Below are 20,704 nucleotides of genomic sequence, written 5' to 3'. Positions count from 1 at the left end.
GATTTGCAAAGGAGGAGTTAGACTTATGACTGAAAAACGTATGGTTGGCAAACAAGCACCTCGTTTTGAAATGGACGCAGTGTTGCCAAACAAAGAATTTGGTAAAGTTAGCTTAGAAGAAAATATGAAAAATGACAAATGGACAGTGTTATTCTTTTATCCAATGGATTTCACGTTCGTTTGTCCGACTGAAATTACGGCGTTGAGCGACCGCTACGACGAATTTGAAGACTTGGACGCTGAAGTAATTGGTGTTTCTACAGACACGATCCATACACACAAAGCGTGGATTAATACGTCACGTGATGACAATGGATTAGGCGACTTGGCTTATCCACTTGCTGCTGACACAAACCATGCCATTTCAAGAGAGTATGGTGTGTTAATTGAAGATGAAGGTGTGGCGCTACGTGGGTTGTTCATCATTAGCCCAGAAGGTGAATTGATGTATTCTGTAGTGAACCACAACAACATCGGCCGTGACGTTGATGAAACGTTGCGCGTGCTACAAGCGTTACAAACTGGCGGACTTTGCCCAGCAAACTGGAAGCCTGGACAAGCTACGCTTTAAAGGAATAGTGGCAAGGGCCTAGCGTGTTGTTAGGCCTTTGTTTTTCGGAAAAAGAATAAGTTTCGAGCGTGTGCGCTTTTTATACAGGAGGGAAACGAGATGGCTTTGAAACTACGGTCGGAAATGCCAGAATTGACAGGCGCGACTGAATGGCTGAATGGAGAAGTAGCGAAAGGGGACTTAATTGGCGACAAACCAACGCTCATCCACTTTTGGTCCATTAGCTGTGGCTTGTGTAAAGAGGCAATGCCAAATGTCAATGAATTTCGTGACCAATACAAAGACGAGCTAAATGTCATTGCTGTCCATATGCCGCGGTCTGAAAAAGACTTGAACATTGATGAGATCAAACAAGTTGCCGATGAGCATGGGATCACTCAACCAATCTTTGTTGATAGTGAACATAAGCTGACAGATGCTTTTGAAAATGAATATGTGCCAGCTTACTACGTGTTCGATAAAGAAGGGCAGCTGCGCCACTTCCAAGCAGGAGGCGGCGGCATGAAAATGCTGACCAAACGTGTGAACCGAGTACTCGGCATTAAAGAAGAAAAATAAGCAAAGACGCGCGCCTCTTTTTAAGGAGGGGCGTCTTTGCTTATTGGCCGATTGTTTGGTACAGTCAAGTTACGATTGAGCAGCGGAGGGCCATTATGAAAAAACAGTTTGCGATTATCGGCTTAGGACGCTTCGGAGGAAGTGTCACCAAAGAGTTAGTGGAGCAAGGCGCTGATGTACTGGCCATTGATAGCGACCGAACCAAGGCAGACGAATTTCGTGACATTGCCACACAAGTGGTGATCGCCAATGCTACAGACGAGCAAGTATTAAGGGAACTAGACATCCCGTTGTATGAGCATGTTGTAGTTGCAATCGGCAATGACATTGAAGCGAGTATTTTGGCAACGTTATTATTAAGCGAAATGGGCGTTAAACACATTTGTGTAAAAGCAGAAACCGATCATCACGAAAAAGTGTTGAAAAAAATCGGCGCCCACCGCGTCCTTCATCCTGAACGGGAAATGGGCGCGCGGCTTGCCCATCACCTTTTATCCGCCAACATTGTCGATTACATCGAGCTATCGTCTCAGGATACGATCATTGAAGCAGTAGCAACGCCTTCACTTATAGGGCAGACGATACAAGATCTTAACATACGCGCCCTTTACGGCTGTACGATTATTGCTATCCGCAGGCAAGGGAGGTTGATGGCTGCTCCTCAGGCCAATGAAGTGATTCAAGCAGAGGACGTACTTGTTTTGCTCGGGCCAAAAAAAGCCATTTATGCATTTGAAAAAGACTTTATTGCCAACTAATAGCTGCTAAACAAGCCTGCTGACAATGGCTTTCATTGTCAGCAGGCTTGTTGTTATACTTCCATGATAATCGGCAAAATCATCGGTTTGCGTTTCGTACGCTCGTACAAAAATGGTCCGAGAAGCTCGGTCATTTCGTTTTTAATTTCAGACCACTGAGACGTTTTCTTTTCCATGACGCTGTTTAAATGTTTAGCGAGCATTTTTTGGGCTTCATGAATCAAATCGCCTGATTCCCTCATGTACACAAAACCGCGGGAAATGATATCTGGCCCAGCTGTGACTTTGAATTCCTTCATATCTAAGCTAACGACAACGATGACTAAGCCTTCCTCTGAGAGAATTCGGCGGTCACGAAGCACAATATTGCCAATATCGCCGATGCCATTCCCATCCACATAAACAGAGCCAGACGGAATTTTGCCGACGACCCCTGCTTCATTAGGATGGAGCGCGAGAACATCGCCGTTATCCATAATAAAACAGTTTTCTTCTTTAACGCCACAGTCTTGAGCGAGGCGGTTATGAGTGCGCAGCATCCGATATTCGCCATGGATGGGTAAGAAGTATTGCGGTTTCATAAGCCGCAACATCAGTTTCTGTTCTTCCTGCCCGCCGTGCCCAGAAGTATGGATATCACTAAGTGGGCCATGGATGACATTTGCGCCAACACGGTATAGTTGGTTGATGATTTTTCCAACGCTAAGCGTGTTTCCTGGAATTGGCGAAGAAGAAAACACAACCGTATCCCCTGGAATAATTTGAATTTGGCGGTGTGTTCCAAAAGCTATCCGTGATAGGGCTGCCATCGGTTCACCTTGGCTTCCTGTACAAAGAATCGTTACTTTGTTATCAGGGAGTTTGTTTAACTGTGAGTGCTCAATGAACGTATGTTTAGGCGCATTGATGTAGCCAAGCTCTTGGCCAATGGTAATGGCTGATTCCATGCTACGGCCAAATACACATACTTTGCGGCCGTAGTCAACTGCGGCCTGGATCACTTGTTGCAAGCGATGGATATTCGAAGCGAACGTTGCAAAAATAATGCGCCCATCGACTTTTTGGAAAACGTTGTTGATGCTTTCGCCTACTTTTCGTTCGGACATTGTAAAAGTCGGAATTTCGCTATTGGTGCTGTCAGACAGCAAGCAAAGTACGCCTTCATCGCCGATTTTCGCCATTTTCGTTAAATTTGCCGGTTCGCCAACAGGAGTAAAGTCAAATTTAAAATCGCCTGTATGGACAATGTTTCCTGGTGGCGTTTTGACAACAACGCCGTATGAGTCAGGAATGCTATGGGTTGTCCGGAAAAACGACACCGATGTTTTCGTGAATTTGACGACTTGGTCTTCTGCAATCTCGTGAAGCTTAGCGCTGCGTAGCAAGCCGTGTTCTTCAAGTTTTCCTTTTAAGAGGCCGAGTGCAAGCTTGCCGCCATAGACATCAATGTTGATTTCCCGCAACAAATAAGGAATTCCGCCGATATGGTCTTCATGGCCATGGGTAATAAACAAGCCTTTGATTTTGTCCCGATTTTTGATTAAGTACGTATAGTCGGGAATGACATAATCGATGCCAAGAAGCTCGTCTTGAGGAAACATAATTCCAGCATCAATAAGAATAATTTCGTCTTGGAACTGAACACCGTACGTATTTTTGCCAATTTCGCCTAAGCCGCCTAAAGCGAAAACAGCTGTTTGGTTGTTTTTTACTTGTTTCATGGTTAGATGTTCACGACCTTAAAGTCGCTGTTTGCCTGCTCATATTCTAAATATGCTCCAGTTACAGCTGTTACGTATTCAATGTTGAAGTTTTGCTTGGCCAACTTAAGGCGGACGTCTGCTTCGCTTTCGCCTTCTATGTACAATGACTTTGTCCGTTCCCGTACAGGCATCTGCGCGGCATCTTCTTGATAGTAAACTTTAAAAATCATTCTTACCTCTCCTTTAAATGTAGTCCTTCCATTATAATAGAAGTTCGCTTATATTTGAATGGTTTCCTTTATTCCCTGCTGCAATGATAAAAAGCCAACCTGATTGAAAGGCTGGCTTTCTTAGTTTTTCCAAGTTCGACATTCATTAAACGTCAAGCAATAATGACTTCGGCAGGAGGTTTCGGCAACCTTTGACTAGTTTTTTCCGCCACTTTCTTAACATCCCGTTCCACTCCTTTTCAATGCCCTTGTACATGTAGTGTATGCACGTAGGCATTGAAGAATCGAGGGAATTGTTGGCAGCTGTTAAAGCGCAAATCCAGGCAATGGTTTTTTGAAAGGGTCTTCGAGTCCCTCAATTCGGTCGTAAAACATAATGCCGTCTAAATGATCCAACTCATGTTGAAAAACAATGGCAATATATCCCCGCAAGCGCATACGCACGTCGTTGCCTTCATGGTCGACTCCAGTGATCGTTAAACGGGCACGCCGAGGCACAAGGCCGGGAACGTCACGGTCAACAGAGAGACAACCTTCGCCATTTTCAAGTTCATTGGTTTCAACAGAATGGCTAACGACTTTCGGATTGGCGATTCCCATGCTGTAGAGGTTGCCGTTTTCATCTGTGGCATGGATGGCAAATAGCCGTTTAGAAATGCCGATTTGTGGCGCAGCTAAGCCTACGCCAGGACGGAGCCCGTATTTTTCCGCGATTTCAGGGTCTTGGCTGTTTTTAATAAACTCGAGCATGTCGACCAATGTTTGCTTGTCTTCATCTGTTAATGGCAATTCGACCGGCTCAGCGACTTTACGTAAAATTGGATTGCCTTCGCGAACAATGTCGTCCATCGTAATCATATGTACCACTCCTTATTTTCTCTATATAGTTTAAGGATATTCAGTAGCAGGCGCAAGTAGAAAAAGCGAGCAGACGACAGGCTGCTCGCACATATGGCTTGCGTTATTTGTGAGGGCCAGGTCCTGGGCCTACTGGGCCGCACTGTTCTTCGCCGCCGTAGCCGAACCAAGATGCGCCGACAATGATCAAGAGAATAAACAGAACGACAATTAAGGCAAAGCCCCTACCGCCGCCGTAGCCGCCGCAGCCATAACCATAACCACCATAACCACCATAAGCTTCAGGGCCGTAGCCGTAACCACCATATCCGTAACCCATAAAAAAATTCCTCCTTTTTCGTCATCGCAAATATGTTAGGCGATTCAATACACATCATATGCCTCCACCTAATAAACGATTGGATATTCGCCCAGTTTTTCAGAAAATAGTTGAAGCATCTTGCCAAATTTGACCATGTCCGATAATGTGGTATTTAGGCGAAAAAAGCTTAAATCGTCGAAGGAGGAGAAAATGTGTCGAAGACAAAACTTGCGACAATCGGCGTAGGATCGATTTTATTGCTGACTGCCTGTGGCGAAAACGTAACGGAAACCATTTATGACCATTTAGAAAATGCTGCGCAAATTGAAAAAGAAGGGTTTGAAGTGCAGCAAGAACCGCTCGTTCAGGCCGAGGAACATGAGGCTGACTTATATAATCAAATAATGGAACTGGACATGGAACAGTTCGAAGAAATCGTTTCTCTCGCTGATGAGGCGATTGCGTCCATCGAAACAAGGCGAGAACTGTCTGCCAACGAGAAACAAAGCATTGAAGAAGGGTACGAAGAATTTTCAGCAGCAAATGAGGCGTTCGCTGCTTTGGAAGAGGAACCGCTTGCTGAATTGGGACAAACTCTTAAAGAAGCGATGGAAGCTCGCTATGAAAGTTATCAAAAATTGCATGAAGTGTATGCGGAGACGCTTGACCTAGACGAACAACTTTACAATTTGTTAAAAACAGAAGACCTTGATGTCGAGACGTTAACAAACCAAGTAGAGGAAACGAACGCCAAATATGAGGAGTTTCAAGAGGCGACGGACTTATTTAATGAACATACAAATACATACAACGACGCAAAACAAGCATTTTACGAAGCGTCAGATTTAGATGTGCGCTTTGAATAAGCGCACATCTTGTATCTGTATTAGTTCACCGTCTCGATATTGTATAACACAGTTTCATTTTCTTACTAATTAATCATTTGTTTTAGGGAGAAATAAAGAAAGCAAGCAAAAGGATTGACGCATTGTTTCCTTTTCATGTAGACTTATGTCATAAGGTGAGTTGTACTACTGATAAGCAATTTTTTTTGTAACAGTTGAACGAATGCTCAGCCCCGTATCAATGGCTTGTGTAAAAGGGGCCAGCCGCGGTAATGTATCTTTTAGGTTTGGGCATGCTAATGGGGATTTTATAGATGCATTAGGTCATGGATATAAAGAACAATTACCGCTTACTAACGAAAGGATTGGTGGACAAATTGAGTACGAAAACAATTGAGCAAGTCGAAGAACAATTTGAAACCTTCCAGATCTTGAATGAGGAAGGCGAAATCGTGAATGAGTCAGCAATGCCTGACTTAAGCGATGAGCAATTACAAGAGTTAATGCGCCGTATGGTTTATACGCGCATCTGGGACCAACGGGCCGTTTCTTTAAACCGCCAAGGCCGCTTAGGCTTCTATGCGCCAATGGGCGGTCAGGAAGCATCCATGCTTGGCTCTCAATTTGCCCTTGAAAAAGACGATTGGATTTTGCCTGGCTACCGGGACATTCCGCAAATTGTTTTCCATGGCTTGCCTCTCTATCAAGCGTTTCTATGGTCTCGCGGCCACTTCCATGGCGGCCAATTTCCTGACGGCCTAAACATTGCTGTGCCGCAAATCATTATTGGCGCGCAAATTGTACAAACAGCAGGGGTTGCTCTAGGGCTAAAACGGAAGAAAAAAGACAACATTGTCATCACGTATACAGGCGATGGCGGATCTTCACAAGGGGACTTTTATGAAGGCATGAACTTTGCTGGTGCCTACAATGTTCCTGCTGTTTTTGTTGTTCAAAATAACCGTTTTGCGATTTCCGTTCCAGTGGAAAAACAATCAGCAGCAAAAACAATAGCACAAAAAGCCGTTGCCGCTGGAATCGAAGGCATCCAAGTTGATGGCATGGACGTTCTTGCTGTTTACAAAGCAACAAGCGATGCCCGCAAACGTGCGCTTGCTGGCGAGGGGCCGACATTGATTGAAACGCTCACGTACCGTTATGGCGCTCATTCTACTTCTGGTGACGACCCGACTCGCTACCGTACTTCTGAAGAAGAAGACGAATGGGGCAAAAAAGACCCACTTATTCGCTTCCGTAAGTTTTTAGAAAGCAAAAACTTGTGGAGTGAAGAAAAAGAAAACGAAGTGGTTGAACAAGCAAAAGAAGAAATTAAAGCTGCGGTGAAAGAAGCAGACAAAACGCCTAAACAAAAAGTAACTGACTTGCTTGGCTTTATGTTTGAAAACCCTCCTGTAAACATTCGTGAACAATTGGAAGAGTATACGGCAAAGGAGTCGAAGTAACTTATGGGTAACTGGACAATGGCTCAAGCGATCACGAACGCGCTTGCTAATGAATTAAAAACGAACGAAGATGTTCTCATATTCGGGGAAGACGTTGGCCAAAATGGCGGTGTTTTCCGGGTAACAGAAGGTTTGCAAAAAGAATTTGGCGAAGACCGAGTATTTGATACGCCGCTTGCCGAGTCTGGAATCGGCGGCCTGGCAATTGGCCTTGCACTGACAGACCATCGGCCAGTAATGGAAATCCAATTCTTTGGCTTTGTGTTTGAAGTGTTTGACTCAATTGCTGGACAAATGTCACGCTGGCGTTACCGCACTGGCGGAAAACAAACGATGCCGATTACCGTACGTTCTCCATTCGGCGGTGGCGTAAAAACGCCAGAAATGCACTCTGATTCTCTCGAAGGTTTAATGGCGCAAACGCCAGGAGTAAAAGTCGTTATTCCATCAAACCCTTATGATGCAAAAGGATTATTGATTTCTGCGATCCGCGATAATGACCCGGTCGTGTTTTTAGAGCATATGAAACTTTACCGTTCATTCCGCCAAGAAGTGCCAGAAGAGGAATACACCATTGAGCTTGGCAAAGCGGATATTAAGCGAGAAGGAAAAGACATCACGATTGTGGCCTATGGAGCAATGGTTCAAGCTTCCTTGAAAGCAGCAGAAGAGCTTGCGCAGGAAGGCATTGAGGCAGAAGTGATCGACTTGATGACCATTAGCCCATTTGACGTGGAAACCGTTGTCGCTTCAGTTGAAAAAACAAACCGCGCGATTGTAGTCCAAGAAGCACAAAAACAAGCAGGGGTGGCTTCCCATATTGTCGCTGAAATTACAGAACGGGCGATTCTTTCCTTGGAAGCGCCGGTGCTTCGAGTTACAGCTCCAGACACGGTTTATCCATTTGCTGCTGCTGAAGATGCATGGCTGCCAAACCACCAGACGATCGTAGAAAAAGTTAAAGAAGTTATCAACTTCTAAATAAGCGATTAAAAAGAAAGCAACGAAGCTGGGGAAAAACCAGTATCGTTCTTTCTTTTATAGAAGATGATTTAGAGTTATAATGAAGGAGGCGTTTTAGCCGTGGCTTATAAATATAAACTGCCTGAAGTGGGTGAAGGAATTCACGAAGGCGAAATTGTGAAGTGGTTTGTAAAAGAAGGGGATGAAGTCAAAGAGGATGACATTTTGCTTGAAGTGCAAAATGACAAATCTGTCGTTGAACTTCCTTCTCCAGTAGATGGAAAAGTGCTTGAAGTGAAAGTGGAAGAAGGCACGACAAGCTATGTTGGCGATGTCATCTTAGTCATTGATGATGGCTCTGGCGATGATGACGCTGAAGAAGAAAGCAAAGAGGAAGCGCCGAAAGAAGAAAAACAAGCAGCCTCTGAGCCTGAAAAAGGACAATCTTCTTCTGAAGAAAGCGATGAAGAAGAAGGTTCACGCGTCATTGCCATGCCTTCTGTTCGCAAATATGCTCGTGAAAAAGGCATTGCCATTTCTAAAGTAAAAGGATCAGGCAAAAATGGCCGCGTATTAAAAGAGGATGTAGATGCCTTTGCATCAGGCGGGCAAACGGAAGAAGCAGCGGCTCCGAAAGAAGAAGAAAAGACTGCTTCCTCAAAACCAGCAGCTACAGCACAAGCTGGCGGAAACGAGCAGTTGGAAGAGCGCGTACCGCTTAAAGGCATCCGCAAAGCGATTGCAAAAGCAATGGTGAACTCAAAACATACGGCTCCACACGTGACACATCTCGACGAAGTGGACGTGTCAGCCCTTGTTGCCCATCGCAAACAGTACAAACAAATTGCTGCAGACCAAGGCACGAAACTGACGTATCTTCCATATGTCGTCAAAGCTTTGACGTCCGCTCTTCGCAAATATCCGGCTTTAAATGCGTCAATTGATGACGAAGCAGGCGAAATCGTCTACAAAAAGTACTTTAACGTCGGAATTGCAGCAGACACTGAGCAAGGCCTCGTAGTTCCTGTCGTCAAAGATGCTGACCGTAAGTCTATTTTTGCGCTTGCTGATGAAATTAACGAGTTGGCTGGAAAAGCCCGTGAAGGCAAGCTGTCAAGTGCAGAAATGTCAGGTGGATCGGCAACGATCTCCAACCTTGGATCAGCAAGAGGACAATGGTTTACGCCAATTATTAACCACCCAGAAGTCATGATTTTAGGCATCGGCCGTATTGAAGAAAAGCCTGTTGTAAAAGACGGCGAAATTGTTGTGGGCACTATGCTGGCACTGTCAATTAGCTATGACCACCGCTTGATTGATGGCGTGACAGCACAAAGCGCGCTTAACCAAATCAAGCGTTTGCTAAACGACCCACAATTACTATTAATGGAGGGGTAACAGATGGTTGTTGGAGATTTCGCACAAGAAGTAGATACACTCGTAGTTGGCTCCGGCCCAGGAGGTTACGTTGCGGCGATCCGTGCTGCGCAACTTGGGCAAAAAGTAACCATTGTCGAGAAAGGCAGCCTTGGCGGCGTTTGCTTAAACGTCGGCTGTATCCCATCAAAAGCGTTAATTCAAGCTGGGCACCGCGCTCATCTTGCCAAGTCTTCTGAAGACATCGGCATTCGCGCTGAAAACGTTGCTATTGATTTTGAGAAAGTCCAAGAATGGAAAGGCTCTGTTGTGAAAAAGCTAACGGGCGGCGTCGAAGGCTTGCTCAAAGGCAACAAAGTCGAAATCATCCGTGGCGAAGCCTATTTCTCCGGTGAAGACACTGTGAAAATTATGGATGAGAAAAGCTCAAGCACGTACAAGTTCAAACATTGCATTATCGCGACTGGCTCAAGCCCAATTGAAATTCCAAACTTCAAATACACAGATCGCGTTATTAATTCCACAGGCGCTCTTGCTTTAAAAGAAGTGCCGAAAAAATTGGTTGTCATTGGCGGCGGCTATATCGGAATTGAGCTAACAGGTGCCTATTCAAACCTTGGATCAGAAGTTGTCGTTCTTGAAGGCACAAAACAAATTTTGCCTGGTTTCGAAAAACAAATGGCAAAACTTGTTGAGCGCAAGTTGAAGAAAAATGGCGTTACGTTCCATACAGAAGCAATGGCCAAAGGCGTGGAAGAAACGGATAACGGCGTAAAAGTAACAGCCGAAATCAAAGGCGAAGAAAAAGTGATCGAAGCTGATTACGTCCTTGTGACAGTTGGCCGTAAACCGAACACTGAGGAAATCGGCCTTGAAGGCATCGGGGTAGAAATGGATGACCGTGGCTATATTAAAGTAGACAAGCAAGGCCGCACGAGCGTGAAAAACATTTTCGCGATCGGCGATATTGTTCCAGGTCCAGCTCTTGCCCATAAAGCTTCTTATGAGGCTAAAGTAGCAGCAGAAGCGATCAGCGGCGAACCTTCAGAAGTTGATTATCTCGCCATTCCTGCCGTTTGCTTCTCTGAGCCAGAATTGGCGACAGTTGGCTACAATGAAGCACAAGCAAAAGAAGCTGGTTATGACGTTAAAGTGGCGAAATTCCCATTCGCTGCAAATGGCCGCGCTTTGTCTTTAAACGATGCTGACGGCTTTATGAAGCTCGTTACACGTAAAGAAGACGGCCTTGTTATTGGCGGACAAATCGCTGGGCCAAATGCATCAGATATGATCGCTGAAATCGGTTTAGCAATTGAAGCAGGCATGACAGCTGAAGACATTGCATTAACCATCCATGCGCATCCTACGCTTGGCGAAATTACGATGGAAGCGGCTGAAGTTGCCCTAGGCACGCCAATTCATACATTGTAAATAGCAAATAAAAAGCTCTTTAAGGGTTCTCCTTAAAGGGCTTTTTGCGTTTAGAGAAAAGCAATGTGAGAAAATCTATTAAGAAAAATAAAAAAACAGAAAAAAACTTGCCGAAAAATCATTCGTTTGTGCTATACTTATCACAAAATTTACCTAGTACTGATGGAGGATAAACATGGCAGAGCCTTTACTTCGACTGCAAGATGTGAAAACATACTTTCATTTGAACCAATCACGCACTGTTAAAGCAGTAGACGGCGTTACGTTTACCATTCATGAAAATGAAACGGTAGCGCTAGTCGGGGAATCGGGCAGCGGAAAAAGCATGACGTCCATGTCGATTATGGGATTAGTGGATGAACCTGGAAAAGTAGAGGGGTCGATCCAGCTTGAAGGACAAGAACTGTTAAAGCGAACAGAAAAACAACTTGATCACATCCGCGGCGCACAAATCGCGATGATTTTCCAGGAGCCGATGACTTCCTTGAATCCTGTTTTTACAATCGGAAATCAGATAATTGAAACGATCAGAAAACATAAACAAGTCTCAAAAAAACAAGCGCATAAACGGGCAGTCGAACTGTTAAAGCTAGTTGGCTTTGCCCGCGCCGAGGAAAGCATGAAACAATATCCTCATCAACTTTCAGGAGGGATGCGGCAACGGGTCATGATTGCCATTGCTATATCATGCAACCCAAAGCTGTTAATAGCGGATGAGCCCACTACGGCTCTTGATGTCACCATCCAACAACAAATTCTTGATTTAATGTTAAAAATAAAAAATCAGTTTCAGTCTTCAATCCTGTTGATTACCCACGACCTTGGCGTTGTCGCTGAAACAGCTGATCGCGTCCTTGTTATGTATGCGGGTCAAATCGTGGAAGAAGCGCCTGCTTATGATTTGTTTACGAATCCGCTCCATCCGTATACGCAAGGGTTGCTGAAAAGTATGCCGAAGCTTGAAGACAACAAAGATAGGCTTGAGGCCATAAGCGGAATGGTTCCGCCAGCCCATCGTTTTCCACAAGGCTGCCGCTTTGCCTCGCGCTGTGAGTTTGCCACTCCATTATGCGCAGAAGCGATGCCTGAACTAGTGAACGTAAGCAAAACGAGGGATGTGCGCTGTTATTTATACAAAGAAGGCAGTGTAGAACCTGACAAGCAGCGGCTTAAAGAAGGAGCGATCAGCTAATGTCCAATGTGCTACTAGAAGCAAAAGGGTTAAAGATGCATTTTCCGATAAAAGCTGGCGTGATTAGACGTACAGTCGGCTATGTAAAAGCAGTAGATGGCATTACGTTAAACGTCTATAAAGGGGAGTCTCTTGGTATTGTCGGCGAATCTGGTTCAGGCAAATCAACACTAGGGCGAATGCTTTTAAGGTTGCTTGATCCAACCGAAGGCGAAGTTTATTTTAATGGGGAGCAAATTTCAAATCTTTCAAATAGAAAAATGCGTCCTTATCGCCGTGATATGCAGATGGTTTTTCAAGACCCGTATGCTTCGTTAAATCCTCGCATGACGATTGGTGAATTGCTTGAAGAGCCACTGCTTGTACATAAAACAATGAATACAAAAGCGGATCGGAAAAAACGGGCTGAAGAATTGCTAGAGACTGTTGGTTTGCCGAAGTCGTCTTACAATAAATACCCACATGAATTTTCTGGTGGGCAAAGGCAACGAGTCGGCATTGCCCGTGCCCTAAGCACTAAGCCCAAACTGATTATCGGCGACGAACCGGTATCGGCGTTGGATGTTTCGATTCAATCACAAGTGTTAAATTTGATGAAAGACTTGCAAGATGAATTTCAACTTACGTATTTGTTCATCGCCCATGATTTGAGCGTCGTTAAACATATTAGCGACCGCGTCGCCGTTATGTATTTAGGTAGAATTGTCGAAATTGCACAGAAAGACTCTTTGTATGAAACGCCGCTTCATCCTTACACGGAAGCACTTATATCCGCTGTGCCTTCAACCGATGTCACAGTTAAAAAAGAGAAGATTTCCTTGAAGGGAGAATTGCCAAGCCCGGCGAATCCTCCAAAAGGCTGTGCGTTTCATACACGTTGCCCACATGCTTACGAACGTTGCAAACACGAACGCCCAGAAATGACGGAGCAAAAGGACGGCCATTTTGTCGCCTGCCATCTTTATACGGATTCAAGCCCATCACCAGTATAATGGCTCACTTTAAGTGAAGGAGGTGGTGCTCAATCAATTCAAGCAAGCTTAAATGAACAAAAGGTTTGTTTCATGAAAGAAAAGGGGGAAATTGTGTTGAACAAAAAACCATTTTACACGTTTTTGCTGGCAACTGCTTTTGCAGGTACGCTAGCTGCGTGCAACAGCGATACTGGCGGTTCAGACGAAGGCACTGACGGAGGAGAGGCCGTAGAAGGCGGCAATGTCAATCTTGGAATGATGTCACCACCAGACAATTTATTCAATCCGATTTTTTACACATCTATGTATGACTCTCATATTCTTGAAATCACTCATGAAGGTCTTGTCCAACAAGATGAAGAATTTAATTTCATTCCTGAATTGGCAGAAGACTGGGAATTTAGTGATGACAACCGTGAGTTGACTTACTTTTTGCGTGAAGATGTAAAGTGGCATGATGGCGAAGATTTTACTGCCGATGACGTCGTCTTTACGTTTACGGCCATGGCCGATCCCGATTATGCCGGTGCAGGTGGGATACGCCAAAACTATGTAAACACCCTTGCTGGCTATGAAGGCTACGTAAGCGGCGAAAGCGACACATTTGCTGGCGTTGAAAAAATAGATGACTATACAGTTAAATTTATTTTTGAAGAACCGAGTGTAAAGGCACTAGCCGATACATCAATGGATATTATTCCTGAGCACATATTTGGCGACGTGCCAGTTGCTGACATTCCATCTCATGCTGGGTCGATTAACGCTGGCGAAGTGATTGGCACAGGACCGTTCCAATTGACTGAAATGCTTGAGAATGAGCAATACGTATTAACCGCCAATGAAGATTACTATAAAGGCGCGCCGAAACTAGATACGATCACGTGGAATGTTGTCTCTGCTTCTGTTGTCGCAGGGATGTTGGAACAAGGCGAGCTCGATTACGTGCCTCGGGATTTTCCAGCTGCTGATGTCGATACGATTGACGGGAATGATAATTTGACTGTTTTTGAACAAGCGCAGCTAGGCTATCAATACTTAGGCATGAAAATCAATCATGGCCCTAATGACAGTCTAACTAATCCAGATTCTTGGGAGCCAAACGAAAAACTGCAAGATGTTGAGCTCCGCCAAGCGATTGTGCACGCGATCAATCGTCAGGAATTTATTGACGGCTTTTTACGTGGCCACGGTGAATTATTGGATGCGCCATTTCCAAGTGCGTCATGGGCATACAACCCTGATGCGGTTGAAGGCTTAGCATATGATCCAGACCTTGCCAAGCAAAAGCTAGCCGATGCAGGCTATGAAGATGTCAACGGCGACGGCTTTGTCGAAGATCCGGACGGCAATGAACTCGTTCTCAACTTAGATTATCCAACAGGCAACCCAGTACGTGAACAAGTCGCGCCTGTAATGAAAGAACAGCTAGAGGCAGTTGGCATTCAAGTCAATTTAAATACACCGCGTGAGGCGCCAGCTCATTTTGAAATCATTGAGCAAAACGACACGGATGTCGATTTATTCTTAGCAGGTTGGTCCCTTTCTTCTGGCGACCCAGACCCATGGCCAATTAATGGCGGCACAGCAGGTTATAACTATTCGCGTTTCCTTGACGAAGAGCAAGAAAAATTGTTGCAAGAAGCGGTTAATCCAGAATTGGCATTTGACAACCAAGAGTTCCGTGCAGAAAAATACGGAGAATGGGCACAACTCTTTATTGACAATGCTTATACAGTTCCGCTTTACGCTGAAACAGAACTTCATGTGTACAACAAACGTCTGGCAGGCTTGACGATCAAACCGTTTACCTTCAAAGACGAGACACATGAGTGGCACTTAACCGAATAGCGCGTGTCTGCACATTGAAGCAGCTGTAAAAGCTGCTTCAACTTTCTTCAATTTGCTGGAATAAGAGAGGTGGCCCGGATGCTTAAATATATTGTGAGGCGTGTTCTGCAGTTTATCCCAATGGTCTTCATTTTATCAGTAATCGTGTTCTTATTTGCATACCTTGCTCCAGGGGACGCGTTGAGTGGAGAAGTGATTGACCCAAATACGCCACGAGAAGTAATTGAGGAACGCCGGGAAGCATTAGGATTGAACGATCCGGTACATATTCAATATTGGAGCTGGCTCAAACGGGCAGTGACAGGCGATTTAGGGATGTCGACTCATTTCACCGGTAGGTCTGTCAGCGAGCTAATCGGGCAACGGCTCGGCAATACATTCTATTTAGGCGCATTTGCGCTTTTAATTACACTCATTGTGTCGATTCCAATTGGTATTTATTCTGCACGTAAAAAATATTCTGTTTTAGATTATGCGGCGACGTCATTTGCCTTTATTGGCCTAGCGACGCCAAACTTTTTTGCCGGATTGCTGGCGATTTATGTGTTTTCTTTTGGGCTTGGTTGGTTTCCAACACAAGGGTCGATCGGTTCCCCTAATTTAACGGGGTTTGATGCTTTTGTGAGCCGGATTCAGCACTTAATTTTGCCTGGCCTTACACTTGGTTTATCAAGTACAGCGATTTTTATGCGGTATATGCGCTCAGAAATGCTTGATGTAAAAGGGAGCGACTTTATCCGCACTGCTCGGGCTAAAGGCGTTGGCGCAAAGTCGGTTTTGTACAAGCATACTCTCCGCAATGCGATGATTCCCATTATTACGCTACTTGGTATGGAAATCGGCGTGCTATTGAGCGGCGCGTTCATTGTCGAAACCGTATTTAATTATCCAGGTATCGGCACGTTATTTTTATCCGGCATGGCCAATCGCGATTATCCAGTCATTATGGCGATTAACTTGTTAATTGGCTTATCTGTTTTAGTCGGAAACTTATTAGCAGACATCTTTTATGCGGTGGCTGATCCGCGCATTCGACTTGATTGAGGTGAACGAAGAATGGAACCGAGATTAAATGAAACACCGAGTGTGTCCCCTCCGACGCCAACATTGTCAGAAGAAAAAAGCGTCAGCCCTACGGTCCTAGCTTTTCGCCGGTTTCGCAAAAATAAATTGGCTCTAGCGGGCATTGTCTTTTTATCGTTTATCGTGTTGGTCGCTATTTTTGCTGATGTCATTGCGACACATGATCCGACTGCTTCCCAGCTCAGCAAAATCGAAGCGAAAGCAGATGGCGAAAACTGGTTAGGCACAGACGGTTCTGGCCGCGATAACTTTTCAAGGCTTGTCTATGGCGCGAGAATCTCTCTTACGGTTGGCTTTTTTGCAATGTTGTTTACGGTGTTAATTGGCGGAACACTTGGTTCAATTGCTGGTTATTATGGCGGGAAAATCGATTCTGTCATTATGCGTTTTACGGACATTGTCCTTATTTTCCCATTTATTTTGCTGTTTATGACGATTGTGGCGATCCTAGAACGGACGACAGTACCGATTTTTATTCTCGTTATCGCGATTACATCCTGGCCGCAAGTTTGCCGAATTTTACGAGGTACGTTTCTTTCCATTCGTGAAAAGGAGTATGTGTTAAGCGCCCGAAGTATCGGCTGTTCCGATTGGCGTATCATCCGCAAGCATTTTTTACCTAATGCGGTCGGACCGATCATCGTCAATGCAACGATTGTCATGGCGACGATGATTGTCGCCGAATCAGCATTAAGCTTCATCGGTTTCGGCGTGCCTCAACCTACACCGACATGGGGAAATATGCTAACAGAAGCACAAAGCGTCCGCTTGCTACGCAACAATCCAGAAGCTTGGTTGCCCCCTGGATTATGCATTTTGCTTACTGTTCTTTCCATTAACTTTATTGGCGATGGTCTCCGGGACGCATTTGATTCAAAAGCGTAATAGAGCAAAAAGAGCAAAACCAACGCTTTTCGCGGTGGCTATGCTCTTTTTTATTGTTTTAAGGCTCCTTCAAGCCGGGCGTATAAGTCTGTGATGTCGTGTTTGCCGGAAATGCGCAGTTTTTCGTCATCACCCTTATAAACAAGCATCGCTGGAAATTCATCTATGTCATAATAGTTGATAATATGGCGCTCGCTTGCGTCACAAATGACTAACTCTGTTACCTGTTCTCCTAAATCCTGTTGGACTGCTAATACCGCGTCATAGTAATTGGCTTCATCTGAAAGTCTGTCAGGATCGGAAAAAATAAGCGTAACGGGATCCTCTTTCTCGTTAGAATGCAGCTGAGGAGACGAAAAGGCAGGTAAAATGGAACAGCCTTGCAGAAAAAAGATGAAACAGCCGATGAACAGAAGGCGTACCCCTTTATTTTGCATTTCTTCTCCTCCTTTTTGGTTAATAAGCAGTCGCAGCAATAACTGAAATCCATTTTAGCATAAGGAAAACAGTCTTTTTCTAGCGTCATAAAAATGTAAAACGACTGTGAATCGATTGTAAATATCGCAAAAAAAGCTCCTAGATCGATTGCATCTAGGAGCACACCAAGTTAGTCTTTTTTTCTGTCCTTCTTCTTGTCTTTTGTTAGTTGCCGAAGTTTTTGTTGTTCTTTGCGAAGCAACATCTGTTCCCGTTTAATGCGTTCCCGTTCATTGCGCAAAGCTAGGCGCTCTTGCCGGAGCCGTTCACGGTTTACTGCCAGTGCTGCTTTTTCATTGCGGAGTTCTTTAAAAAGCGACACAATCATTAAAATGATAATCACAGCAAACGGAAAAGCACCAATAATCGATGCCGTTTGCAGCGCGGCCAAACCTTGTTCGCTTGTTAGCAGTAGTACAGCAGCTGTTCCGGAAATAATAACGCCCCACACCAACTTTACCGCATTAGGCGGATTTAGAAGGCCGCCAGTTGTTTGCATACCGAGCACGACCGTTGCCGAGTCGGCTGATGTTACAAAAAAGGAGGCGATTAGAATGACGGTAAGAATGGAAACGAAAAAGGTCAATGGGAATTGCTCAAGCAAGGCAAACAATGCCATTTCCGTGCCGCCTGTTTGCATTTGCCCATAAAGGGCACCTGTTTCGTTTTCAAAAAAGATGCTAGAGCCGCCAAATACGCTAAACCAAAAAGCGCCGAACAAAGACGGCAGTGCGATAACGCCAATGACAAACTCGCGAATTGTGCGCCCTCGTGAAACACGGGCAATAAATGCCCCGACGAAAGGGGACCACGAAATCCACCATGCCCAGTAAAACAATGTCCATTCTTGCACCCAAGAAGATTCTGGGTTATAAACATCCATGCTAAAACTCATGCCAAAAAAGTTTTGGGCATAGCTGCCAATGCCTTGTGTAAAAACGCCCATTATGTAACTGGTCGGACCGAGAAGCAACACAAAGGCCATTAAAATAATAGCAAGTCGTACATTAAAATTGCTCAATATGCGAATGCCTTTGTCGACGCCGGTTGCCGCCGAAATACAAAAGAGAATTGTTACAATGGCAATGACAACCAACTGAAATACATTATCGGAAAACGAATTTAATGCAGGAAACAAATAGCGAAGACCGGCTGTAATTTGCGCGGCTCCGAAACCAAGTGATGTCGCCGTTCCAAAAACGGTCGCGAACACGACAAAGACGTCAATGACCTTGCCAAGCGGCCCTGTAATGCGGTGGCCAATGAGCGGCCGGAATGTCGAGCTAAATAAAGCAGGCTCGTCTTTACGGTACTGAAAATAGGCGAGTGCCAGCGCCACAACAGCATAGATGGCCCATGGATGGATGCCCCAATGAAAGATCGCATACCGCATCGCCTGGGCAGCTGCATCTTGCGTGCCTGGTGCAGCATCTGGAGGAGCAAAATAATGGGACAGTGGTTCAGCCGCTCCCCAAAAAACAAGGCCGATGCCCATGCCGGCTGTAAAAAGAAATGCAAACCATGTCATATAGCTATATTCAGGTTCTTCCTCAGGTTTACCGAGTTTAATACTTCCATAAGGGCTAAAAATTAAGTAAATGCCCACGCCTACATAAAAAGTGGCAGAGAGCAAATAGAACCAACCAAGTTCAGATGAGATAAAGCCTTGGATGGAGTCCATTACGGTCGCCATATTTTGAGGGAAAAACACTCCCCAAAGGATAAAGGCGCTTGCAATTGCAACAGCCGTTCCAAATACTGAAGTTGTTTGTTTCATTTGTACAATCTCAACCTTTCCTTGTTGTCCACAAGTCGTCATCATACCATAGGATGGCAAACAATCCAAGGGAAGATACGCCGATTTTCATCGCGATCGCTTTATCATACCCGCTTCATTGGGCGAATAAACGCAATTTATCAAAATATATGGTTGGCTTTCCAGTTGTCGGATGAAGGCAATCTTTGCTAACATGGCTACAACTGAAAGGGGAGGAAGAACTAACATGAAAAAATGGTTGGCAGTTCCCGTCTGCTTGCTCGTGCTAACAGCTTGCGGAAATGAGTCTGATAACTCATCGCAAACGGCGACAGAGGCAAACGAGAACGAAGGCGACAAAGAGCACGCTATGACAGAAGATGAAAATAGCAGCGAGGATCTTGAAAAGCCAGAAGAAAATGAAGTCGAAGAGCAGGATCAGGATAGTGAACCTTTATACGAAATCAATTCAAACAGCTGGACAGTAGAGCCGATTGAAGGTACAGACGCTAATGAAAAAGTGGTGCTTCTAACGATTGACGATGCTCCTGATGCCTACGGACTCGAAATGGCGCAAACACTGGAAGAGCTCGACGTGCCGGCGATCTTTTTTGTCAATGGCCATTTTATTGAGGATGAAGAGGGGGCGGATGAACTCAAACAAATTCACGACATGGGTTTTGCCATCGGCAATCATACAATGAGCCATCAAAAGCTTGATGATGTGGGAGAGGAAGTGCAGCAACAAGAAATTGTCGAACTAAATGACCGGATCGAAGACGTAATTGGCGAACGCCCCCGTTTTTTCAGGGCTCCTCATGGCATTAATACGGAGTATTCCCGTAGCCTGGTTGAGGAAGAAGGCATGCTAAACATGAATTGGACATATGGTTATGATTGGGAAAGCGAATATCAAAGCGAAGAAGCCATCGCCGACATTATGGTCCATACTGAACTTCTTACCAATGGCGCTAATTTGTTAATGCACGATCGTGAATGGACGGCAGGCGCTCTTGAAGAAATTGTTACTGGTTTGCGGGACAAAGGCTATGACTTTGTCGACCCCGCCCAATTAAACTAATGCTCAAGCCACCCGAACTGGGTGGCTTATTTATTTTTAATGTGACATGCTAAAGAGCCTTGACGAATTAAATGAGCCATACTATTATAAACATAAGCAATAGAAAGCGATTCCAACCTAATGAAGAGGAGCGATGCAAGTGGGTACAATTGTTTGCCAACATTGTAATGAAGCCGTGGAGCATTTCGAAGGGGAAAAAGTCAGCCGTTTGTACGCGGTATCATCTTGCTCACGTTGCCAGCAACAAACGACTGAAACGCTCGCAAATAAATAGACGATAATGAACACCTTGCAAGAATGACTGCAAGGTGTTTTTATTGTTTACGCATAAGCGCTGACTTCTTTTTAGA

General features: G+C 44.9%; 20 protein-coding genes and 1 pseudogene. 15 read left to right on the top strand and 6 right to left on the bottom strand.

The window, feature by feature from the left end; genetic code table 11:
* Nucleotides 1-25: 25 nt before the first annotated feature.
* From BUC05_RS05740 to BUC05_RS05730, 3 genes are all read left to right on the top strand, one after another.
* Nucleotides 26-571 carry a peroxiredoxin gene (locus BUC05_RS05740; protein ID WP_011247271.1) on the top strand — a complete coding sequence of 182 codons (546 nt, stop codon included), beginning with the start codon at nt 26-28 and terminating at the stop codon, nt 569-571.
* A gap of 99 nt (nt 572-670) precedes the next feature.
* The gene (locus BUC05_RS05735) at nt 671-1,129 is read left to right on the top strand and encodes a TlpA disulfide reductase family protein (RefSeq protein ID WP_279626593.1); all 459 of its coding nucleotides are present in this window, start codon (nt 671-673) and stop codon (nt 1,127-1,129) included.
* 95 nt (nt 1,130-1,224) lie between these two features.
* Nucleotides 1,225-1,887: a potassium channel family protein gene (locus BUC05_RS05730; RefSeq protein ID WP_011247269.1), complete on the top strand. Its 663-nt coding sequence runs from the start codon at nt 1,225-1,227 to the stop codon at nt 1,885-1,887.
* 53 nt (nt 1,888-1,940) lie between these two features.
* Here BUC05_RS05730 and rnjA read toward each other — a convergent pair whose 3' ends face one another.
* The 4 genes and pseudogenes from rnjA to BUC05_RS22130 all read right to left on the bottom strand — a co-directional run.
* Nucleotides 1,941-3,608, bottom strand: coding sequence for a ribonuclease J1 (gene rnjA / locus BUC05_RS05725; RefSeq protein ID WP_011247268.1), 1,668 nt, complete (start codon nt 3,606-3,608; stop codon nt 1,941-1,943).
* A gap of 2 nt (nt 3,609-3,610) precedes the next feature.
* Entirely contained in the window at nt 3,611-3,820 is a 210-nt protein-coding gene (locus BUC05_RS05720) for a DNA-dependent RNA polymerase subunit epsilon (protein ID WP_011247267.1), read from the bottom strand.
* Between the two features lie 306 nt (nt 3,821-4,126).
* Entirely contained in the window at nt 4,127-4,678 is a 552-nt protein-coding gene (gene def, locus BUC05_RS05715) for a peptide deformylase (protein ID WP_011247266.1), read from the bottom strand.
* A gap of 160 nt (nt 4,679-4,838) precedes the next feature.
* A pseudogene (locus BUC05_RS22130) lies at nt 4,839-4,916 on the bottom strand (YjcZ family sporulation protein); the annotation flags it as partial.
* 275 nt (nt 4,917-5,191) lie between these two features.
* On the opposite strand from BUC05_RS22130, the gene BUC05_RS05705 reads away from it, so the two are divergent.
* From BUC05_RS05705 to opp4C, 10 genes are all read left to right on the top strand, one after another.
* The gene (locus BUC05_RS05705) at nt 5,192-5,845 is read left to right on the top strand and encodes a YkyA family protein (RefSeq protein ID WP_073304280.1); all 654 of its coding nucleotides are present in this window, start codon (nt 5,192-5,194) and stop codon (nt 5,843-5,845) included.
* A gap of 305 nt (nt 5,846-6,150) precedes the next feature.
* A complete protein-coding gene (pdhA, locus tag BUC05_RS05700; RefSeq protein ID WP_050748978.1) occupies nt 6,151-7,287 on the top strand; it encodes a pyruvate dehydrogenase (acetyl-transferring) E1 component subunit alpha in 1,137 nt (378 codons plus the stop codon).
* A gap of 3 nt (nt 7,288-7,290) precedes the next feature.
* Complete coding sequence (locus BUC05_RS05695) at nt 7,291-8,268, top strand: alpha-ketoacid dehydrogenase subunit beta (protein WP_011247262.1); 978 nt, start codon at nt 7,291-7,293, stop codon at nt 8,266-8,268.
* A 102-nt stretch (nt 8,269-8,370) separates the two neighbouring features.
* Nucleotides 8,371-9,648: a dihydrolipoamide acetyltransferase family protein gene (locus BUC05_RS05690; protein ID WP_011247261.1), complete on the top strand. Its 1,278-nt coding sequence runs from the start codon at nt 8,371-8,373 to the stop codon at nt 9,646-9,648.
* A gap of 3 nt (nt 9,649-9,651) precedes the next feature.
* Complete coding sequence (gene lpdA / locus BUC05_RS05685) at nt 9,652-11,058, top strand: dihydrolipoyl dehydrogenase (RefSeq protein WP_011247260.1); 1,407 nt, start codon at nt 9,652-9,654, stop codon at nt 11,056-11,058.
* Nucleotides 11,059-11,233: 175 nt separating this feature from the next.
* Nucleotides 11,234-12,250 carry an ABC transporter ATP-binding protein gene (locus BUC05_RS05680; protein ID WP_011247259.1) on the top strand — a complete coding sequence of 339 codons (1,017 nt, stop codon included), beginning with the start codon at nt 11,234-11,236 and terminating at the stop codon, nt 12,248-12,250.
* Entirely contained in the window at nt 12,250-13,242 is a 993-nt protein-coding gene (locus BUC05_RS05675; protein WP_011247258.1) for an ABC transporter ATP-binding protein, read from the top strand. The genes BUC05_RS05680 and BUC05_RS05675 overlap by 1 nt, the downstream gene beginning before the upstream one ends.
* Nucleotides 13,243-13,338: 96 nt before the next feature.
* Nucleotides 13,339-15,072, top strand: coding sequence for a peptide-binding protein (locus tag BUC05_RS05670; RefSeq protein ID WP_167369559.1), 1,734 nt, complete (start codon nt 13,339-13,341; stop codon nt 15,070-15,072).
* A gap of 78 nt (nt 15,073-15,150) precedes the next feature.
* Entirely contained in the window at nt 15,151-16,116 is a 966-nt protein-coding gene (locus tag BUC05_RS05665) for an ABC transporter permease (protein ID WP_011247256.1), read from the top strand.
* A 12-nt stretch (nt 16,117-16,128) separates the two neighbouring features.
* Nucleotides 16,129-17,040: an oligopeptide ABC transporter permease gene (opp4C, locus tag BUC05_RS05660; protein ID WP_073304278.1), complete on the top strand. Its 912-nt coding sequence runs from the start codon at nt 16,129-16,131 to the stop codon at nt 17,038-17,040.
* Between the two features lie 50 nt (nt 17,041-17,090).
* Here the strand turns inward: opp4C and BUC05_RS05655 are convergent, their stop codons facing one another.
* Entirely contained in the window at nt 17,091-17,477 is a 387-nt protein-coding gene (locus BUC05_RS05655; protein WP_011247254.1) for a hypothetical protein, read from the bottom strand.
* Between the two features lie 170 nt (nt 17,478-17,647).
* The gene (locus tag BUC05_RS05650; RefSeq protein WP_073304276.1) at nt 17,648-19,294 is read right to left on the bottom strand and encodes a glycine betaine uptake BCCT transporter; all 1,647 of its coding nucleotides are present in this window, start codon (nt 19,292-19,294) and stop codon (nt 17,648-17,650) included.
* 226 nt (nt 19,295-19,520) lie between these two features.
* Between BUC05_RS05650 and BUC05_RS05645 the strand changes: the two genes are divergently transcribed.
* The gene (locus BUC05_RS05645) at nt 19,521-20,354 is read left to right on the top strand and encodes a polysaccharide deacetylase family protein (RefSeq protein WP_073304274.1); all 834 of its coding nucleotides are present in this window, start codon (nt 19,521-19,523) and stop codon (nt 20,352-20,354) included.
* A gap of 133 nt (nt 20,355-20,487) precedes the next feature.
* A complete protein-coding gene (locus tag BUC05_RS05640) occupies nt 20,488-20,628 on the top strand; it encodes a GapA-binding peptide SR1P (RefSeq protein ID WP_081427630.1) in 141 nt (46 codons plus the stop codon).
* Nucleotides 20,629-20,704 lie beyond the last annotated feature (76 nt).

Origin of the sequence: Shouchella rhizosphaerae (assembly GCF_900142675.1) — a bacterium.
Classification (GTDB): domain Bacteria; phylum Bacillota; class Bacilli; order Bacillales; family Bacillaceae_D; genus Shouchella; species Shouchella rhizosphaerae.
The sequence above is the reverse complement of the archived record's forward strand: the minus strand, read 5'-3'. Positions and strand labels throughout refer to the sequence as shown.